At 63.1% G+C, this 16,587-nt stretch carries 17 protein-coding genes; 11 read left to right on the forward strand and 6 right to left on the reverse strand.

The window, feature by feature from the left end:
• Positions 1-9: 9 nt before the first annotated feature.
• From GA829_RS08410 to GA829_RS08425, 4 genes are all read right to left on the reverse strand, one after another.
• On the reverse strand, positions 10-1,308 hold the full coding sequence (locus tag GA829_RS08410; RefSeq protein ID WP_195179570.1) for a L,D-transpeptidase family protein: 1,299 nt from the start codon (positions 1,306-1,308) through the stop codon (positions 10-12).
• A 215-nt stretch (positions 1,309-1,523) separates the two neighbouring features.
• A complete protein-coding gene (locus tag GA829_RS08415) occupies positions 1,524-2,474 on the reverse strand; it encodes an acetyl-CoA carboxylase carboxyltransferase subunit alpha (RefSeq protein WP_195178065.1) in 951 nt (316 codons plus the stop codon).
• A gap of 99 nt (positions 2,475-2,573) precedes the next feature.
• On the reverse strand, positions 2,574-3,491 hold the full coding sequence (locus GA829_RS08420) for a site-specific tyrosine recombinase XerD (RefSeq protein ID WP_195178066.1): 918 nt from the start codon (positions 3,489-3,491) through the stop codon (positions 2,574-2,576).
• Between the two features lie 29 nt (positions 3,492-3,520).
• Positions 3,521-3,673, reverse strand: coding sequence for a histidine kinase (locus GA829_RS08425; RefSeq protein WP_195178067.1), 153 nt, complete (start codon positions 3,671-3,673; stop codon positions 3,521-3,523).
• A gap of 218 nt (positions 3,674-3,891) precedes the next feature.
• On the opposite strand from GA829_RS08425, the gene GA829_RS08430 reads away from it, so the two are divergent.
• The 5 genes from GA829_RS08430 to GA829_RS08450 all read left to right on the forward strand — a co-directional run bounded on the left by GA829_RS08430 (position 3,892) and on the right by GA829_RS08450 (position 9,288).
• On the forward strand, positions 3,892-4,503 hold the full coding sequence (locus tag GA829_RS08430; RefSeq protein ID WP_195178068.1) for a shikimate kinase: 612 nt from the start codon (positions 3,892-3,894) through the stop codon (positions 4,501-4,503).
• Positions 4,500-5,639, forward strand: coding sequence for a 3-dehydroquinate synthase (aroB, locus tag GA829_RS08435; protein ID WP_195178069.1), 1,140 nt, complete (start codon positions 4,500-4,502; stop codon positions 5,637-5,639). Before GA829_RS08430 ends, aroB begins: the two co-directional genes overlap by 4 nt.
• Positions 5,639-6,532, forward strand: a complete 894-nt coding sequence (locus GA829_RS08440) for an HlyC/CorC family transporter (RefSeq protein ID WP_195178070.1) — start codon at positions 5,639-5,641, stop codon at positions 6,530-6,532. The genes aroB and GA829_RS08440 overlap by 1 nt, the downstream gene beginning before the upstream one ends.
• A gap of 239 nt (positions 6,533-6,771) precedes the next feature.
• Entirely contained in the window at positions 6,772-7,572 is an 801-nt protein-coding gene (locus tag GA829_RS08445) for an alpha/beta hydrolase (RefSeq protein ID WP_195178071.1), read from the forward strand.
• A gap of 162 nt (positions 7,573-7,734) precedes the next feature.
• Positions 7,735-9,288: an acetolactate synthase large subunit gene (locus GA829_RS08450; protein ID WP_195178072.1), complete on the forward strand. Its 1,554-nt coding sequence runs from the start codon at positions 7,735-7,737 to the stop codon at positions 9,286-9,288.
• Positions 9,289-9,316: 28 nt separating this feature from the next.
• On the opposite strand, the gene GA829_RS08455 is transcribed toward GA829_RS08450, so the two are convergent.
• A complete protein-coding gene (locus GA829_RS08455; RefSeq protein ID WP_195178073.1) occupies positions 9,317-9,619 on the reverse strand; it encodes a BolA family protein in 303 nt (100 codons plus the stop codon).
• A 178-nt stretch (positions 9,620-9,797) separates the two neighbouring features.
• On the opposite strand from GA829_RS08455, the gene GA829_RS08460 reads away from it, so the two are divergent.
• The 6 genes from GA829_RS08460 to GA829_RS08485 all read left to right on the forward strand — a co-directional run bounded on the left by GA829_RS08460 (position 9,798) and on the right by GA829_RS08485 (position 15,787).
• On the forward strand, positions 9,798-10,427 hold the full coding sequence (locus GA829_RS08460) for a J domain-containing protein (protein WP_195178074.1): 630 nt from the start codon (positions 9,798-9,800) through the stop codon (positions 10,425-10,427).
• Between the two features lie 122 nt (positions 10,428-10,549).
• Complete coding sequence (cobS, locus tag GA829_RS08465) at positions 10,550-11,536, forward strand: cobaltochelatase subunit CobS (protein ID WP_013529367.1); 987 nt, start codon at positions 10,550-10,552, stop codon at positions 11,534-11,536.
• Between the two features lie 61 nt (positions 11,537-11,597).
• Positions 11,598-13,496, forward strand: a complete 1,899-nt coding sequence (gene cobT, locus GA829_RS08470) for a cobaltochelatase subunit CobT (RefSeq protein ID WP_195178075.1) — start codon at positions 11,598-11,600, stop codon at positions 13,494-13,496.
• On the forward strand, positions 13,493-14,512 hold the full coding sequence (locus GA829_RS08475) for an esterase-like activity of phytase family protein (protein ID WP_195178076.1): 1,020 nt from the start codon (positions 13,493-13,495) through the stop codon (positions 14,510-14,512). Before cobT ends, GA829_RS08475 begins: the two co-directional genes overlap by 4 nt.
• 424 nt (positions 14,513-14,936) lie before the next feature.
• Entirely contained in the window at positions 14,937-15,305 is a 369-nt protein-coding gene (locus GA829_RS08480; protein ID WP_195179571.1) for an ArsR/SmtB family transcription factor, read from the forward strand.
• Positions 15,302-15,787, forward strand: a complete 486-nt coding sequence (locus GA829_RS08485; RefSeq protein ID WP_195178077.1) for an SRPBCC family protein — start codon at positions 15,302-15,304, stop codon at positions 15,785-15,787. The genes GA829_RS08480 and GA829_RS08485 overlap by 4 nt, the downstream gene beginning before the upstream one ends.
• 47 nt (positions 15,788-15,834) lie before the next feature.
• On the opposite strand, the gene GA829_RS08490 is transcribed toward GA829_RS08485, so the two are convergent.
• Complete coding sequence (locus GA829_RS08490; protein ID WP_195178078.1) at positions 15,835-16,515, reverse strand: spermidine synthase; 681 nt, start codon at positions 16,513-16,515, stop codon at positions 15,835-15,837.
• Positions 16,516-16,587 lie beyond the last annotated feature (72 nt).

A 16,587-nucleotide genomic window follows, 5' to 3' on the forward strand; every position in this document is an offset into this window, starting at 1 on the left:
GTGAAAACGTCAGCCGCCGAACATGCCGAGCAGCTTGTTCTTCAGCTTCGACACCCGGCTTTCATCGGCATTCGCGGCTTGCGTTTCGGCTGCGGGAGCGGCTTCCGATGGCGCGGCGATGGTTGCGGTGGCGACAGGGGCTTCGGCAGCGCGCTTGGCCGCTTCCTTTTCGGCAAGAGCCTGCGCCTTGGCTGCTTCCTTCTGCGCCTTGGCTGTTTCTATCGCAGCAAGCCTTTGCTCCTCGGCCTTCTGCTTGGCGGCCTTCTCGGCGTCCAATGCTGCCATCTTGCGGCCTGTCGGCGAATCGATACGGCCCATGCGCGCGGTTTCGGTGACCGAGCCATCGGAATTGAGCGACGGCGGATCGATCGGCACGCGCTCGCCGCGAGCGCGTTTCTTGGACCAGTCGGATACGATGCTGGCTTCCTTGATGCCGGCGATGGTCGGCTTGGGCGCCGGCACACTGGCCTTGAGAGCGCCGTTGAAGGCGGTGTCATAGGTGGTCTGGTAGGCGTTGTAGGCGCTCTTCAGGGAATCCGGCTGGGTCGTCGCCGGGCAGGCGCCGGTCGGATTGAAGGTCTGGCCGTCCGCGGCCACCTGGTTGAAGACATAGCGCTTCTCGCAGACATCGACCTTCGGCGGCACCTTGGTGACTTCGAAATTGTCGTAGCCGACCTTCAGCATTTTCCAGAAATCGTAATTCGGGTCGTTGCGGTAGCGCGCCATGTTGGCGGCGGTCATGCGGAACGGAAAGGCCTGGATCTGGAACTCGGTCTGGCCGCCCTGGAACGCATCGCGGCCAAAAGCATAGATCTGCTCGATCTGCGCATCGGTCATCGAATAGCAGCCCGACGATGAACAGGCGCCGTGCACCATCAGATTGGCGCCGGTGCGGCCATTGGCGCGGTCATAGGCGTTGGGAAAGCCGATGTTGAACGACAGGTGATAGTTCGAGCGCGGGTTCATCTGCGCCGGGCGGACCGTGTAGAAGCCTTCCGGCGCCTGGCGGTCGCCTTCGGTGTATTTTGGCCCAAGCTTGCCCGACCATTTGCAGATTTCGTAGCTGGCGACCATGTCGTAGCGGCCGTTGGTCTTGGCCTTCCAGATCTCGAGCTTGCCTTCTTCCTTGAAGATGCGCGCCATCACCGAGGAGGTGCGAATCATGCCCTTGGCCTTCATGTCGGCCAGGATCTTGTCCGGCAACGGCTTGTTGGCTTCCGGGGCAAAGTCCTTCATCGAGGAATCGTTGCAGCCGGCGACGCCGAGAGCAGCGATCAGGATTCCGGTGTGGGCAAGCTTGGCGAACATGGGTACGGCTATCGTCTTTTCTCTGGCGCCAGGGCTTTTCATGTCCCGGCTGCTACACTGAACATAACAGACCCTAAGCCCGTTAACCTTGAAAATTCCTTACCGCAAGTGCCGGCGCGTCCCCCTGCGGTACTCTCATTGAGCCCAATGCAGCGGCATTTTTGTGGCGAAATTGGTGCACGCCGCCACATTGCGGCGCCAGCACCCGACCGTGATCAGAGACTGCGGCCCATCGCCAGGTATTTCTCGCGGCGCTGCTCGCGGAAATCGGTGTTGGCGCCGGCAAAGTCCTTCATCGTCCTGGCGATGAGGTCGCCGGTCGCGGTGATCACCGTTTCGGCGCCGCGATGGGCGCCGCCGAGCGGCTCGGGAATGATGGCGTCGATGATCTTGAGTTCCAGAAGATCCTGCGCGGTGATCTTCATGTTGGTCGCGGCGTCCTTCGAGCGCGTCGTGTCGCGCCACAGGATCGAGGCCGCGCCTTCCGGCGAAATCACCGAGTAGATGGCGTGTTCGAGCATGTAGACACGGTTGGCGGTGGCGATCGCGATGGCGCCGCCCGATCCGCCTTCACCGATGACGATCGAAATCGACGGCACTTTGAGGCCAAGGCAGGCCGAGGTCGAGCGGGCGATGGCTTCCGCCTGGCCGCGTTCCTCGGCGCCGACGCCGGGGTAGGCGCCCGCCGTATCGACCAGCGTCACCAACGGGATCTTGAACCGGTCGGCGAGTTCCATCAGGCGTACCGCCTTGCGGTAGCCTTCCGGCCGCACGGAGCCGAAATTGTGCTTGAGCCGGCTGGTCGTGTCCGAGCCCTTTTCCTGGCCGATGATCGCCACCGGTTCGCCGCGGAAACGGGCAAAACCGCCAAGGATAGCCTGGTCCTCGCCGAAATTGCGGTCGCCGGCGAGCGGCGTGAAGTCGCTGAATAGGCCCTTGATATAGTCGACGCAGTGCGGCCGGTCGGGATGGCGCGCCACTTGCACCTTCTGCCACGGGGTCAGCGCCTTGTAGGCGTCCCGCAGCGCATCGCGAGAACGCTTCTCTAGACGGCTGATCTCATCGCCGACATCGACCGCCTCGCCATTCTCGGCAAGCTTCTTCAGCTCGAGAATCTTGCCTTCAAGATCCTGGACCGGTTTTTCGAAATCGAGGTAATTGTACATTCTTGGGCGGACCGATACGTCGGAAGGCAATGGCTGGCGGAACCCTGAAATCAAGGGCCCCGGGCGGTGGAACGTCGTCCTCACATAGCGATATGAGGCCTAGTCGGCAAGCGGATGATGATCGTTGACCAGTCGTACCAGCCGCTCCTCCAGGACATGTGTGTAAATCTGTGTCGTCGAAATGTCGGCATGGCCAAGCAATTGCTGCACGGCCCTGAGATCGGCGCCGTTCTGCAGGAGATGGCTGGCGAAAGCATGGCGAAGCACGTGCGGCGATATTTTCGCCGAAGCGATGCCGGCCCGGGCGGCGAGCCCTTTCAGGTCGCGGGCGAAGACCTGGCGTGAGAGATAGCCGCTGTCGGACGCCGCGGGAAACAGGAACGTGCTGTCGGCAAAGGCAGGCACGGTGGCCCGCGCCGTGAGCCATGCGCGCATCGCGATGCGGGCCTTGGCCGACAGCGGCACCATGCGTTCCTTGTTGCCTTTGCCGCGCACCATGAAGAAGCGATCGTCACGCAGTGCCACGGTCACCGGCAGGCCGACCAGTTCGGAAACCCGCAGGCCGGTGGCGTAAAGCACCTCGACCAGCGCGTGCAGGCGTAGCGCCGCCAGATTGTCGCCGTTGCTCAGCGAGGCATCGCCGGCTTCCAGTGCGGCGCGATCGATCAGCCGGCCGGTATCGGCCTCGCTCATCGTCTTGGGCAACGGCCGGCCCTTTTTTGGGCTGTCCAGAGTGCCGGTCGGGTCGTCGCCGCGCAGGCCCTCGGCGTAGAGGAACTTGAAGAATTGCCGGATCGCCGACAGCTTGCGCGCCTGCGATGTCGCGGCAAAGCCGCGCGCCGCGACATCATCGAGATAGGCGCGGATATCAGCCGCGCCAGCGCCGGCGAGGCCGCAGCCGATCCCTTGCGAAGCATCTTCGAGGTCGCGGCGATAGGAAGACAGCGTGTTTTCGGCGGCGCCCCTCTCGGCGCTCATCATTTCAAGAAAAGCCTCGATGCGGGCGGCGCTGTTCATGGCTTTGAGGTCAGTTTTTCTCTTGGGGGTCAGTTTTTCTTGGGGTTCAGCTTCTCGGGCGGAATGCGCACGCTCATCTCCGTCTTTTTCGGCTCGACGAACATTGCCAGCGCGAACATCGTGCCATAGGCAATGCCGGCCAGAATCGTCAGCGTCACGACAAAGCGGAACAGTGTCGGCATCAAGTTTCGCCCGTCTTTTCGTTCTGCGTTTCCAAACCCTGTGTCCTTATGGGACGCCAATCCGGCCAATTCAAGGATGAAGCTGATCTTGACCAGCAACTTCCGTTGCTGGCGCTTTTCCCAGCTCTACAAGGCGCAAAGGACGTGCAACGCTTGACGCAAACAGGCTTTTGATGTCGATACGCCGGCAAAGAGGGTCCTCCAAACATCAAGGTCTGATGAACGCGCTGCCTGCAAATCCTCCTGATGAAAGCCATGCCGCCTTGCTCGGCCAATTGGGCAATCGTTCCATCGTCTTTGTCGGCCTGATGGGCGCTGGCAAGACGGCGATCGGCCGCAAGGTGGCGGCCATGCTGTCGCTGCCCTTCATCGACAGCGACCAGGAGATCGAAAGCGTCTCGCGCATGACCGTCCCGGAACTGTTCGAACGCTATGGCGAGACCGAATTCCGGGCCCTTGAACAGCGTGTCATCCTGCGCGTGCTGGAAAACGGCCCGCAAGTCCTGTCGACCGGCGGCGGCGCCTTCATGAATGCGCAGACACGCGAAGCCATCGCCGGACATGGTGTGTCGGTGTGGCTGAAGGCGGAACTTGATCTCTTGATGGAGCGGGTATCCAAAAAGCAGAACAGGCCATTGCTGAAAAGCGCTGATCCGCGCGCCGTGCTGGAACGATTGATGGATGAACGCTATCCGGTCTACGCGACGGCGGACGTCACCGTTCCAACCCGCGACGACCGCAAGGAGATCATCGCGGCCGAGGTGCTGGATGCCCTTTGCGGCCATCTTGGCGTTGCCGAAATCACGCCAGTTGGCGAGGCCAATTCATGAGCGAAGACAAGCCGGTTATTGTCGAAGTCGGGCTCGGCGACCGGGCCTATGACATTCTGATAGGCTCCGGCCTGCTGTCGCGCGCCGGCGCCGAGATTTCGCGGCGGCTGCCGGGTACGCGCGCGGCTGTCGTCACCGACGACAATGTCGCCGCCGCGCATCTCGAAACGCTGAAAGCTGGCCTTGAAAAGGGTGGCATCCAGCCCGCCGTCATCACCATGCCTCCCGGTGAAAAAACCAAGAGCTTCGCGCATCTCGAAGAGGTGGTCGACGGTGTGCTGGCGGCAAAGCTGGAGCGCGGCGATGTCGTCATCGCGCTGGGTGGCGGTGTCATCGGCGATCTCACCGGCTTTGCCGCCGGCATCGTGCGGCGCGGCATGAATTTCGTGCAGTTACCGACCTCGCTGCTGGCGCAGGTGGATTCCTCGGTCGGTGGCAAGACCGGCATCAATAGCCCGCGCGGCAAGAACCTGGTCGGCGTTTTTCTGCAGCCCAAGCTGGTGCTGGCCGACACCGGCGTGCTCGACACGCTGCCGCTGCGCGAATTCCGCGCCGGCTATGCCGAACTCGCCAAATACGGGCTCATCGACCGCCCGGACTTCTTCGCCTGGCTTGAGGCGAACTGGCAACAGGTGTTCGCCGGAGGCCCTGAGCGGACGCAAGCCATCGCCGAAGCCTGCCGTGCCAAGGCCGATGTTGTCGCTCGCGACGAGTTCGAGACCGGCGACCGCGCGCTGCTCAATCTCGGCCACACATTCGGCCATGCATTGGAGGCGGCCACCCAATATGACGGTGCCCGCCTCGTGCATGGCGAGGGCGTGGCCATCGGCATGGCGCTGGCGCATCGCTTTTCCTCGCGGCTCAATCTGGCCAGCCCCGACGACGCGGCGCGGGTTGAGGCACATCTGCGCGCCGTTGGCTTGCCGTGGCGCATGGCCGATATTCCCGGCGAATTGCCCGATGCCGAGGCGCTGCTCTCCTTCATCACCCAGGACAAGAAAGTCTCGCGCGGCGCACTGACCTTCATCCTGACGCGCGGCGTCGGCCAGTCCTTCATCGCCAAGGATGTGCCGGCATCGGAAGTGCTGTCGTTTCTCAGGGAAAACCATCCGGGTCGGCAAGAGAGCCGCCTGTGATGACCGATGCTGGCTGGATCGTGATTGCTGTCCTTGCCGGCTTGGTGCTGTTGGCGATCATCTTGCGCAGACGCCTTTTGGCGGCCTTCGGCTATGAGCTGTCGCGCATCGAGCCGCAGCGCTCCACCCAGGATGAATTGCGTGGCGCCGTCGACGACTTCCGCCGGGACGGCCAGATGGTGCGCGAGGACCGCGACCGGGTTGGAGGGCTGTTCGACCTCGCGGAGCTCGAAGTCTCGGACATCATGGTCCACCGCACGAACATGCGTTCGGTCAATGCCGACAACCCGCCGGAAGCCGTGGTACGTGAGATCCTGCAAAGCCCGCACACGCGCATGCCGCTGTGGAAAGGCTCGCTCGACAACATCGTCGGCGTGCTGCATGCCAAGGACCTGCTGCGCGCGCTCAACGATGTCGGCAACGATTTTTCCAAGATCGATGTGATGAAGATCGCATCAAAGCCGTGGTTCGTGCCTGACACCACGACCTTGCAGGAACAGCTCAACGCCTTCCTGCGCCGTAAGGCGCATTTCGCTGTCGTCGTCGACGAATATGGCGAGGTGGAAGGGCTGGTGACGCTGGAAGACATTATCGAAGAGATCGTCGGCGAGATTGCCGACGAACACGATGTCGACATCCAGGGCGTCAAGCAGGAGGCCGACGGCTCGGTCGTCGTCGATGGCACCGTGCCGATCCGCGACCTGAACCGGGCGCTGGACTGGAACCTGCCGGACGAGGAGGCCACGACCATTGCCGGGCTCGTCATCCACGAGACGCAGTCGATCCCGGACGAGAAGCAGGCCTTCACCTTCCACGGCAAGCGCTTTGTCGTGATGAAGCGCGACAAGAACCGCATTGCCAGGCTCAGGATCAGGCCGGCCGGCGACGCCTGAGGCGTGTCGATATTAAGGTGAAGCCGGCCTGCAAATGTTGGTTTCCTGCGCTTCCGGTCCTCACGGACCCAATGTCCGCTGCGTTCCGGTTCTCGGAACCCACCCAGTTTGGTCGCTTCGCGCCCGTCTTCGACTCCAGCTCGGCTTGACCTGAACCTCAACGCACCTCGGTCCAAGGACCTTGCGTCATTACCAATCATTCATTGGAACTCGCGTCATGCGCGATGAATTCTGTCCGCATGATCGATCGGCGAACCTTGCTTTTATCCTCGATGGCGGCGTTGTTGCCGGTCGCCGCATTGGCGGACCAGTCGCCGCCATCGCCCAGAACATTGGACTACGGCCCGGCCAAGCTGGACGTCTATGCGCCTGATGGCGCGAGCGGCATGGCTGTCCTCTTCTTCGTCCATGGCGGCGCCTGGCGGTTCGGCAAGCGTACGCAAGTGCAGGCCAAGCCTGCCTTCCTGCTCCGCAACGGCTTCTGCTTCGTTTCCATCGACTATCGCATGCTGCCTGGGGCGGATGTCGCCACCCAGGCGGGCGATGTCGAGCAGGCTTATGAGTATATCAGGGCCAACATCGCGAAACATGGCGGCGATCCCAAGCGGATCGTGGCCATGGGCCACTCGGCCGGTTGCCATCTCGTTGCGCTGACTGGCATGCGCGGCGGCCTGCCTGGTGTCGCGGCGCTGCTTCTCGACGACACCAGGGCCTATGATCTCGCAGCACTCGCCAAAAATGGCGGCATGGTGCGGGCTTATGCGCGGGTATTTTCCGATCCGTCGCAATGGGCCGCGCTGTCGCCGGCCAGCTATGTCGACGGCCACAAGCATCCGCCGACCTTCATCGCCTATTCGCACGCCTCCGGCCGTGGCGAGGACTCCAAGGTCTTTGCCGATCGCCTGCGCGCAACAGGCACTCAGGTGACGCTGTTCGACGGCAGCGCCTATTCGCATATGTCGATCCATCACGATTTCGGCGAGGACGGCGACGCGCTGACCGCTGCCGCGCTGGCGTTCCTGAAGTCGACGGTCGGCTGATCCCGTCGCCTGGATCAGACCAAAAGTGACGTCGGGATATTGCTGTGGGCGTGCTCGCGGGTGCAATTGCTCCAACTGTTTGTTTTGGCGCAGTTCCGGATGGAAAATCCGCTTTACACTTTTCCTGGAATTGCTCCTGACCGTCAAACCGGAGAGAACTGCATGAACGGCGCCGATGTCCTGTGTGACGTGCTTCTGGCCAATGACGTGACGGTCTGCTTCGCCAACCCCGGCACGTCGGAAATGCATTTTGTCGCCGCCTTGGACCGCAAGCCGGAGATGCGCTGCGTGCTCGGCCTTTTCGAAGGCGTGGTGACGGGTGCCGCCGATGGCTATGCCCGCATGACCGATCGGCCGGCCGCCACGCTGCTGCATACAGGGCCGGGGCTGGCCAACGGGTTGGCCAACATGCACAACGCCCGGCGTGCGCTCAGTTCGATGATCAACATTGTCGGCGACCATGCTTCCTATCATCTTCCGCTCGACGCGCCCCTTACCAGTGATATCGAAGGCCTGGCAGCGCCGATGTCGCGCTGGGTCCGCCGCATCTATGGCCCGGCTGATGTCCAGCCGGCCACGGAGGCTGCCATTCGAGCCTCGCTGACACCGCCGTCGGTCACCACGCTGATCCTGCCGGCGGATGCCGCCTGGGGCGATGCCGACGCGGTTTCGCCCGCCAAGGTGGCGTTGCCGCCGCCGCCGGCCATCGACATCGAGGCCGTGCGCAAGGTCGCCTCGGCGATCCGCTCCGCTTCGGGCCGCGTTGGCATGATCGTTCGAGGACTTGCGGCGCGAGCCGATGCTCTGGAGATTGCCGGTCAGATTTCGGCTGCCGGTGATGTCCGTCTGTTCAGCGACGTGCTGATCGCACGGATGCAACGTGGGCGCGGGCGTGTCGCGCCGACGCGCATTCCTTATCCGGTCGATGCCGCGACGGCGATGCTGCGGGATATCGATGTGCTGATCCTGGTCGGCGGCAGGGAGCCAGTCGCTTTCTTCGCCTATCCGGGAAAGCCGGGGCGGCTTGTCCGTGACGATTGCCAGGTGCTGACGCTGGCCGCCCATGGCCAGGATTTGAAGGCGGCACTCGAAGCGCTTCGTGACGAGCTCGGTGTGAATCCGTCGCAACAGGCCTCATTCGCAACGGCTTTCCCCGACGAACCGACGCCGGGCGGAAAGCTGACGGACGACGCGATCGCCTTGTCGGTGGCGCGCAAGCTGCCGGCCAATGCGATCATCTGTGACGAAGCTGTCACCTCGGCGCGGCGCTTCTTCGCCCTGTCGGCCTTTGCCGCGCCGCATGACTACATGATGGGCACGGGCGGCTCGATCGGCGGCGGCATTCCGATGGCGACGGGAGCCGCGATCGCCTGTCCCGACCGCAAGGTGATCAACCTGGAAGCCGACGGCAGCGGCATGTACACGGTGCAGGGCCTGTGGACGCAGGCGCGGGAAAAGCTCGACGTCGTGACGATCGTCTTTTCCAACCGCACCTACGCGATCCTGCATGGCGAGATGCGCAATGTCGGGGTCAACGCGATCGGTGAGAATGCCAGGCGCATGCTCGACCTCGACCATCCGTCGCTGGACTGGGTGTCGCTTGCGAAGGGCATGGGTGTGGAGGCGGCCCGCGCCGATACCTGCGAACGGTTCGACGCGCTTCTGGACAGCGCGCTGTCGCGTCCAGGGCCGTTCCTCATCGAAGCGATAATCTGAACGCGCCTACGGGAAGGTAAGGGCTGGCCTACCAGCGAGTCTTTTCGCCGGGGGCCGCCGGCTCGATCGCCAGCGCATGGACACCGGCCTTCAATTCGTCGGACAGAAGGTCGTTGACGGCGCGGTGGCGGTCGATGCGGCTCATGCCTGCAAAGACAGGCGAAACGACGCGGACGCGGAAATGCGTCTCTCCGGTGCCGTCATAGGTGCCGTGGTGATCGGAGTCCTGATGGTGATGGCCGGCATGGAGGTGGCTTTCATTGATGATGATCAGCCGCTCCGGCGAAAACGCCTTGTTCAGCTTGTCTTCCATGGTCGCCTGTATGGACATCGCCATCTCCCTTCACCAGATATGATTGGCGCGGCCTTCGAAAACCGGAATCGGTTTCAGAAATGGCCCACGCCCGCGACAAAATCCGCCTATCGCCTGCTTTATGCCGCGATTCAGCGGTTAGGGCGATCAACGTGAAAATGTCAATTCTTGTTTCGCATCCGCGAACGCCCCATAAATGGGTGAAATGAAGCCGTACCCCAAATATTTCGAAAAGATTCGCGTCCGCCCTGACAAGGATGCGGAGGTGAAGTCGCATTCGCCGATCTGCCAGTGGGATGGCTGCAAGGAGGCGGGCACCCATCGCGCGCCGGTCGGACGGATGAAGGAGGGCGAGTATTTCCGATTCTGCATCGACCATGTGCGTGAGTACAACAAGGGCTTCAACTATTTCTCCGGCGTGCCGGACACCGAGGTTGCGCGCTTCCAGAAGGAAGCGATGACCGGCCACCGGCCGACCTGGAAGATGGGCGCCACGGCCCCTTCGACGCGTTCGTCACCCGATATGGCGCAGTTGCGATCGGGCCGCGCTGGCTACTACAACCGCATGCGTGACCCCTTCGACCTGTTCAAAGGCCCCAAGGATCCGCGCGAGGCGCGGGTGCGCACGGCCAAGCCGCTTGAGGCCAAGGCGCTGGAAACGCTTGGCCTTGATACAAAGGCGACTGGCAAGGACATCAAGGCGCGCTATAAGGAACTTGTGAAGCGTCACCATCCGGATGCGAATGGTGGCGATAGAGGTTCGGAAGACCGGTTCCGCGATGTGCTTCAGGCCTATCGCGTGCTCAAACAGGCAGGCCTGTGCTGAGCGACCATACGGTTCGTGTCGTTTTCCAACTTTCATAAGGTTGGAAAAGGCTTTAAGACCGCGCCCGAACAAATTGGTTGCCGGCGAAATCAATCGTTTCGCCCGTGGAGACGTTGATAGAGATGAACAAGGTCGATCGCGACATCGCCAACCTGCCTGACACAACCGTGTCGGTGAAGGAAAAATTCGGTTTCGAGTCCAAGATGGTGGTGCCGGCCTATTCGGTAACCAGCGAGCATGTGCCCGACATCGATCCGGACTATCTGTTCGACAAGAACACGACGATGGCGATCCTCGCCGGCTTTGCCTACAACCGCCGCGTCATGGTGTCGGGCTATCACGGCACCGGCAAGTCGACCCATATCGAGCAGGTCGCCGCCCGCCTCAACTGGCCCTGCGTGCGCGTCAACCTCGACAGCCATGTCAGCCGTATCGATCTCGTCGGCAAGGACGCGATCGTCGTCAAGGACGGCTTGCAGATCACGGAATTCCGCGACGGCATCCTGCCTTGGGCCTACCAGCACAATGTCGCGCTGTGCTTCGACGAATATGATGCCGGCCGTCCGGACGTGATGTTCGTCATCCAGCGCGTGCTGGAATCGTCGGGCCGGCTTACGCTGCTCGACCAGAGCCGGGTCATTCGTCCGCATCCGGCCTTCCGGCTGTTCTCGACCGCCAACACGGTCGGCTTGGGCGATACGACCGGCCTCTATCACGGCACACAGCAGATCAATCAGGCGCAGATGGATCGCTGGTCGATCGTCACCACGCTGAACTACCTGCCGCACGACAATGAAGTCGCCATCGTCTTGGCCAAGGCCAAGCACTACCGCGACGGCAAGGGCAAGGACATCGTCAACAAGATGGTGCGCGTCGCCGACATGACGCGTTCGGCCTTCATCAATGGCGACCTGTCGACCGTGATGAGCCCGCGTACCGTGATCACCTGGGCCGAGAATGCCGAGATATTCGGCAATATCGGCATGGCCTTCCGGCTGACCTTCCTCAACAAATGCGATGAGCTCGAGCGCTCGGTGGTTGCCGAGTTCTACCAGCGCGCTTTCGGCGAGGACCTGCCGGAGAGCGCTGCCAACGTGGTTCTAGGCTAAGGGCGTGATGCCGAAAGGTCATAGACCCTTTCGGACAAAATCACGCTCCAGGGAATAATCGATGGCGGGTCCGGGCGACAACACGCGCAACAAGTCGAAGACGGGTTCTGAAGCCGACAGCTTCAAGCGCGCCGTCACCGTCTGCATGCGCGCCATTGCCGGCGACAAGGAGCTCGAAGTCGGTTTCGCCAAGGACCGGCCGGCGCTCGCTGGCAGCCGTGCCAGGTTGCCCGAATTGCCGAAGAAGGCGACGAAGACCGACATCGCGATCACCCGCGGCCTTGGCGATTCCATGGCGCTGAAGCGTGCCTGCCATGATGCGCGCATCCACACCAAGCTGGCGCCGGAGGGCAAGGCGGCCCGCGCCATCTACGACGCGGTCGAGCAGGCCCGTGTCGAGGCGATCGGCAGCCGCGCCATGCAGGGCGTTGCCGACAACATCGGTTCGATGCTCGAGGACAAATACGCCAAGGCCAATCTCGTCGATGTCAAGGACAAGGCCGACGCGCCGATCGAGGAAGCGCTGGCGCTGATGGTGCGCGAGAAGCTGACCGGCCGGCCGATCCCGAAGAGCGGCGAGCGGCTTGTCGATCTCTGGCGCCCCTGGGTCGAAGAGAAGGCAGGTGCCGATCTCGACGGCCTGTCGGCCAAGCTCGAAGACCAGCAGGCTTTCGCCCGCGTCGTGCGCGAGATGCTCGCCTCCATGGAAATGGCCGAGGAACTCGGCGATGACCAGGAGACGGAAGACAGCGACGACAACGACGACAACCAGCCGCAAGGCGAGGAGCAGAGCGAGGAGGGCGGCGAGGACGATTCCGGCTCGGAACAGTCGCAGTCCGAGGATGCCGAGGCTTCCGCCGATGACGAGCAATCATCCGAGACCGAAGCCTCAGACGCCACCGCCGACGACCTGTCCGATGATGACGACGCCGATGCCGAGACACCGGGCGAGGCGCGGCGCAACGACAATCCCTTTACCAATCTGCCCAAGGAAATCGACTACAAGATCTTCACCACCGCCTTCGACGAGACGGTCGGCGCCGAGGAACTGTGCGAGGAGGAAGAGCTCGACCGGCTGCGTGCCTTCCTCGACAAGCAGCTTGCCAGTCTGTCCGGCGTCGTCGGGCGGTTGGCCAACCGGTTGCAGCGCCGCCTGATGGCGCAGCAGAACCGCTCCTGGGACTTTGACCTGGAGGAAGGCTATCTCGATCCGGCCCGGCTGGTGCGGGTGGTCATCGATCCGATGCAGCCGCTGTCGTTCAAGCAGGAACGCGACACCAAGTTCCGCGACACGGTGGTGACGCTGGTGCTCGACAATTCGGGCTCGATGCGTGGCAGGCCGATCACGGTCGCCGCGACCTGCGCCGACATCCTGGCGCGTACGCTGGAGCGCTGCGGTGTCTCGGTCGAGATTCTCGGCTTCACCACCCGTGCCTGGAAGGGCGGGCAGGCGCGCGAGAAGTGGCTGAAGGATGGCAAGCCGCCGAATCCCGGCCGGCTGAACGACCTGCGCCACATCATCTACAAGTCCGCCGACCATCCGTGGCGGCGGGCGCGACGCAATCTCGGCCTGATGATGCGCGAAGGCCTGCTCAAGGAAAATATCGATGGCGAGGCGCTGCTTTGGGCGCATAACCGCCTGATCGCGCGACCCGAGCAGCGCAAGATCCTGATGATGATTTCGGACGGCGCGCCGGTCGACGATTCGACGCTGTCGGTCAATCCGGGTAACTATCTCGAGCGGCATCTGCGCGCGGTCATCGAACTGATCGAGACGCGTTCGCCGGTCGAGTTGCTGGCCATCGGCATCGGCCATGACGTCACCCGCTATTACCGCCGCGCTGTCACCATCGTTGACGCCGAGGAACTGGCCGGCGCCATGACCGAGCAGCTGGCTTCGCTGTTTGGCGAGGAGAGTGCGAAGGATACGCGACGCGGCGGCATTCGGCGCGCCGGATGATCCTGTCGCGCGGCGGCTTTCGGACAGTTTTCGCCGCCATGGCCCTGCTTGCCGGCGCGGCTTCAGCCCTTGCCACCGGTTCGGCCTCGGTCGAACCCGTCGAAATCTCGGCTCGCCCGATCAGCAATTTCCACATCGGTCATGATGAGAAGAATTTCGGCCCGCTCGAATTCGTCGGCGGGCTGGAGATGACTTCGCGCATGCGCGATTTCGGCGCGCTGTCCGCCTTTCGCTTCCTGAACCCGGGCGGCGATTTCATCGGTGTCGCCGATACCGGCTTCTGGTTCTTCGGCACGGTCGCCCGCGACGCCGACAAGCGCCCGTCCGGCATCCAGAATTTCCGCATGCAGCAAATGGTCGACAAGGCCGGCCAGCCGATCGACAAGAAGTGGGAGGTCGATGCCGAGGGCCTTGCGGTCCAGGACGGCATCGCCACGGTCGGCTTCGAGCGCAACCACCGTGTCGCCCAGTTCAAGATCAACCCGGACGACATGAAGGCGCCGCTCAAGCAGCTGGATTTCCTGGTGCCGGCCCTGGAGCTTCGCCAGAATCGCGGCTTCGAGACCGTCACCCATGCCAACGTCAACGGCCAGCATCAGGGCGGGCTGGTGGTCGTCTCGGAAAAGAGCCTCGACAAATCAGGCAACATCTACGCCGCCATCATCGAAGGGCCGCACAAGGGCGTCTTCACCGTCAAGCGCAACGGCGATTTCGATATCACCGACGGCGCCTTCCTGCCGGACGGCGATCTGTTGCTTCTGGAGCGCAGTTTTTCGATGGCGGGCGGCCTCAGGATGCGGCTGCGGCGCATCTATGGCGAAAGCGTCGAGAAGGGCGCGGTCGCCGATGGGCCCGTGCTGCTGGAAGCCGATATGAGCTACCAGATCGACAACATGGAAGGGCTCGATGTCTGGACCCGTGACGACGGCGCGCTGATGGTGTCGCTGATCTCCGACGACAACCACTCGATCCTGCAGCGCAATCTCTACCTGGAATTCATTCTCCACCAGGATTGAGCGGCGGTCCTACCGCGAACCTAAAGTTGAGTGTCTTCAACGGCAGGTTCGATCTGGCCGAACGTCTCCGCCACTCCGTCGCTGCTTCGCAGTGGGGGGGCGACGGTTCATCAGATCCGCCAAATTGCCAGCTTGCCGGAGGTTACGCGCTCGCTTGTTGTCCCTGTATCTGCGGCGACGGCGCGTTTGACGCAGGGTTTCCCCCACTCCGTCGCCGCTTCGCGGCGCCACCTCTCCCCCCTCCGGAGGGAGAGGAAGGGAGCCAGCCGGTGCACGCTCGCGCTTTTCCTCTCCCCCGTCGATCGGGGGAGAGGTGGCGAGCGCAGCTCGACGGAGTGGGGGTCGATTGGCCATCGCTCGACGCTCATCAAAACACTTTAGTGTGGACTTGACTATTGAAGCGATCGGCGCAATACTCAAGTCCATGCTTAACTATTCCGAGATCGACAGCATCCTCAGGGCTCTCGTTGAGCCCACCCGCCGGCAGATCCTGGAAAGGCTGAGCCGCGGACCGGCCACCGTCAGTCAGTTGGCGGAACCGTTCGGCATGACCTTCGCCGCCGTGCTGCAGCACCTTCAGGCCCTGGAAGCCTGCGGGCTTATCCGCAGCGAGAAGATCGGACGCGTGCGCACCTGCCGTATCGAACCCGGCGGGCTTGCTCCACTCGCCGACTGGATCGCAGAGCGCCGCATCCCGGCGGAACGCAACCTCGACCGCCTCGGCGAAATCCTGGCGGAAGCGGATCAGACGACTTCAACACTTCAGGACAAACACAAGGAAGAGCAGAAATGAACCAGATCGCCCCCACGAAAAACGAGCATTCCGTCATCCACTCCACCTTCACCATCGAGCGGACCTATCCGCAATCACCCGAACGCGTCTTCCACGCCTTCGCCGACAAGGCGACGGTGCGGCGCTGGCGGATCGACGGCGACGGGTTCGCCATCGCCGAATTCACCTTCGATTTTCGCGTCGGCGGTGGCGAGGTGTCGCGCTTCAGCTACGGCGGCGGTCCGGAAGTCCGGCTCGACGCGCAGTTCCAGGATATCGTTCCCGACCAGCGCATCGTGTTTTCCTACCGGATGGCAATCGGACCGCAGCCGATGTCGGCTTCCCTTACCACTGTCGAACTCACCCCCGCCGGCGAAGGCACGCGGCTGACCTATACCGAACAGGGCGTGTTCTTTGACGGCGTCGATTCCGCCAAGGGACGGGAAGAGGGGAGCCGTGGGTTGCTGGAGGCACTTGCGGCGGAACTCTCGAGGTCGAACTAGTCTGCCGACCAAACCGATGGGCCATCCCGCGCGCGGGACGGCCTCCGTCAGGGGCGCGGCCTGTTGGCGGCAATCCAGATGACATGGCGCGCGCCGCGCTTGCCGTTGGCGCGCGTCTTGACCTCCTCGACGGCGAAGCCGGCCTGGCCAAGCCGTCTCGCAAAACCCGCATCCGGGCCTTGTGACCAGACTGCAAGCACGCCGCCCGGCTTGAGCGCGGCGCGCGCGGCGCTGAGCCCGACCGCGCCGTAGAGCGCATCATTGCCCTTGTGGACGATGCCCTCGGGGCCGTTGTCGACATCGAGCAGAATGGCGTCCCAGGCGGCTGGCTGCGCCCGTATCAGGTTCCCGACATCCGCTTCGCGAACGGCAACGCGCGGATCGTCAAGGCAGCCGGCAAAGACCTCGGCCATCGGGCCTCGGGCCCAGCTGACGACAGCGGGCACCAGTTCGGCGACTGTAACGGCGGCATCGCCGGGAAGTTCGGCCAAGGCGGCGCGCAGCGTCAAGCCCATGCCCAGCCCGCCGATCAGCATTCGGGGTTGGCGGCGGGTGGCGATACGCTCGCAGGACAGTTTCGCCAGCGCCTCCTCGGAACCGCTCAGGCGGCTGTTCATCAGCTCGTTGGTGCCGAGCATGATGGAGAATTCGGAGCCGCGCTGCTTCAGCCGAAGTTCTTGTGCGCCATCGGGCGTCTTGGCTGAATCAAGCTGGACCCAGGGGATCACAGGCTAACCCCCTGTTTGGCCGCAATCAGTTCCGAAAACCGGATTTCACTTTTCGCTGGAGCGGTCCTTCGG

Source organism: Mesorhizobium sp. INR15 (assembly GCF_015500075.1).
Lineage (GTDB): Bacteria > Pseudomonadota > Alphaproteobacteria > Rhizobiales > Rhizobiaceae > Mesorhizobium.